Here is a 2545-nt window from a genome sequence, read left to right as displayed (position 1 = left end):
CTTTACATCTCAAGGATATTATGAGGAAAATCAATCCGGCTTATTATTATTTTCTTCCATTACCTTTGTTACTTTATTTTTCGAAAAAAAACAAAAAAATCCGCATAGCACCAACTATGCGGATACTGGAAATAGTTTTCATTTTAACCCTAAAACGCCTTCCAGCTATTTCTCCATTTAACAGCAACTCTATTGAGTGTTTTTAAGGCGTTGATTAAAGAAGTATGTCAATGGCAAGACGATCACGACTGAATAAAGAGCGATCACAGGAATGATCGTATTCTCATGGTCCCCCACCTTTAGACTTCTTGACTGATAGACCCGAACCATTTGCTCACGCGGTTGATTTAATCGATCGGTCATTTGTTTTATATCCATTTTTATCGTTGCCGTATGAGTGATTTGATGCTGGATACCAGATTTTTCGACTAAAAATTCTTCCAATCCCCCTTCCTCAGCTAAGGCAGCAGCTTTTTCCTGCGTCAAACAAACCTCTTGCAGCTCATAATCATTGGCTGAAGCCTCAATGCCAAAAGTAAACAGCGCAGGCAGCAGCAACCACAAAAAGTGATTCTTGATTTTCTTTTTTCGTGCAATTTTGTCCAGCTGCTCGGTTTGTAAATACACGAAAATTATCAAGGCGATCACCAGAAAAATGGGGCTGATCGTCAAGAAAAGGATAATATACGTCAACATGGTCCGATACTCAATTCTCCATGGTCGTTCATTGCCGTCACCCGTTAGATTCTCATACTTTTGCAGTTTGACATGGGAATATTTTTTATTCCCATGGATCTCATCTCCGCTTTTGAAGGCATGGATTGTTTTTGTCACATTTTTTTCGAAATTATAAAAGATGATTCGACTCTCAACATTATCCAGCGTTTCAACCATGATCTCATCGACAGCTAAAGTTTTCCCATCCGTCAAAGACCAAAAATGAATCTCCCCCATCTTAGCCAGCTGCTGCTCATCCAAACCTTTCAAATTCACTTTTTTGTCGTATTCAAAATCACGACCATCAATCCCCACTTGTTTTTTTGGAAGTATCCGACTACTTTCAGAAGTGATCGTAACCTTCAGCGGAAGTTCGATCTGCTGCCCTTGATCAGTGATCGTCATCGTCGGAAAATAGGTCCCTGAACCAAGCGCCGTCTCGTCTTGCTCCGTTGCAAAAGCCCTATTCGGAACAGCCAGTAAAAACAATAATATACAAACAAGCCAGCTGCTATTTTTCATTCTTTTGTACCTCGTTTGGTATAATCAAGCGTGTCACCACATAACTATCTTCTATCTGATATTCACAGGTTCCATGTAAAAATTTCGCTAGATCTTTGATCAAGTACACACCATTTCCGCTGCTGTATGCATAATCCTGAGTTTCTTTCGGAACAAAAAATGGAGATTTATTGCTTTCCAAAATATTTTGCAGATGATGCTCTTTGGCAGCATTCTTGAAAACCAGATGTACCTGATCTCCTACTAGATCAAGAGAAATTTCCAATTCAGAATTTTCTACTGCGTAATGAACCATATTGGAACTAATATTATGCAGCAAAAGACGCATCGCAACTTTATTTTGATAAACCATGGCCTGCTCCGGTCCATCGAAAAAGAAGCTCAGCTTTTTATGCTTCAGTTCATTCATTTGATAAAGCTGAGAAGTCCGAACCAAATCAACTAGATCGAAGCGTTCGACACCAGCATCGAACTGATTCATATTTTCTCGCAAAAGATGCAAGATATCATTGATTTCCAATAACAGCTGATTATAGGTCTCAACCTCATTTGCTAGAAACTCACTTCTTTCCCCTTGCCCTGCGTGCATCAGCTTCATTTCACTCTCCAGTAGCTGATTATGCAACGGCCCCTTTAAATCGTGGACCATAGCCTTCGAAAGATTGATCGTATTTTCTAAATGCTCCCGTTCCAAAGCAAGCTCAATCTCAAGATCAGTATTCTTGCCATAGACCATATTCAAAGTATGCTTCTGCTTCAAGAAAAAATTCGTTAAGCGCTCATTCAGCTGATCCTTAACATCGTTAAAGGATTTTTCATCAAGCTCATTTCGCTCCGCTCGATCCAAAGAATTTGAAATTTGATACAACGGGGTCAAAAGTTTTCGCTGCAGCCAAATAATAATCAATACCAGCGCAATATAAATCGCCAGTATCAAAATATTAAATTTAAAAATAAAATTCTGCACAACATTTACAAAAGGAACCTGATAAATGACATACCAAAGAGAAGCTCTTTGCGCTCCGATTTTCGTCTGCTCAAAGGATTCTAAAAATTTTGCATTGTCATTAACGACTCCTTTGATCGGGGCATCCTCAGCGAGATTTATCGTTGAATACAAACGATTGCCCGCCTCATCCCGCAATATAACTTCAACCGCCTTATCCTCAACCAGCTTATCCAATTCCGTTTTCCAGTGATCTTTTTTTAGCGCTCCATGAATATCCTTCTGAATATCTTCTATATAAGTAGTCTCTTCATGCCGATAAAAATTTCGAAAGACATATACACTCTGCACGATGATACA

3 protein-coding genes are annotated in these 2545 nt (G+C 39.1%); 1 reads left to right on the top strand and 2 read right to left on the bottom strand.

Going from position 1 to position 2545, the window contains the following annotated elements; translation table 11 throughout:
- The coding region (locus A5875_RS23955; protein ID WP_217809337.1) for a hypothetical protein at positions 1–181 on the top strand (181 nt) is incomplete at its 5' end.
- 8 nt (positions 182–189) lie between these two features.
- Here the strand turns inward: A5875_RS23955 and A5875_RS01735 are convergent.
- Both A5875_RS01735 and A5875_RS01730 read right to left on the bottom strand, forming a co-directional pair.
- A complete protein-coding gene (locus A5875_RS01735) occupies positions 190–1239 on the bottom strand; it encodes a hypothetical protein (protein WP_088932018.1) in 1050 nt (349 codons plus the stop codon).
- Positions 1229–2545: sensor histidine kinase (locus A5875_RS01730; RefSeq protein WP_176244592.1), on the bottom strand; the 1317-nt coding region annotated here is incomplete at its 5' end. The genes A5875_RS01735 and A5875_RS01730, both read right to left, overlap by 11 nt.

The organism is Enterococcus sp. 3H8_DIV0648, from assembly GCF_002140655.1.
Lineage (GTDB): Bacteria > Bacillota > Bacilli > Lactobacillales > Enterococcaceae > Enterococcus_A > Enterococcus_A hulanensis.
Note: the sequence above shows the minus strand (reverse complement) of the source record. Positions and strands in the feature narration are given on the sequence as shown.

Coding starts and splice junctions, on each gene's coding strand:
- A5875_RS01735 (WP_088932018.1), bottom strand. CDS start 1,239: ATGAAAAATAGCAGCTGGCTTGTTTGTATATTATTGTTTTTACTGGCT.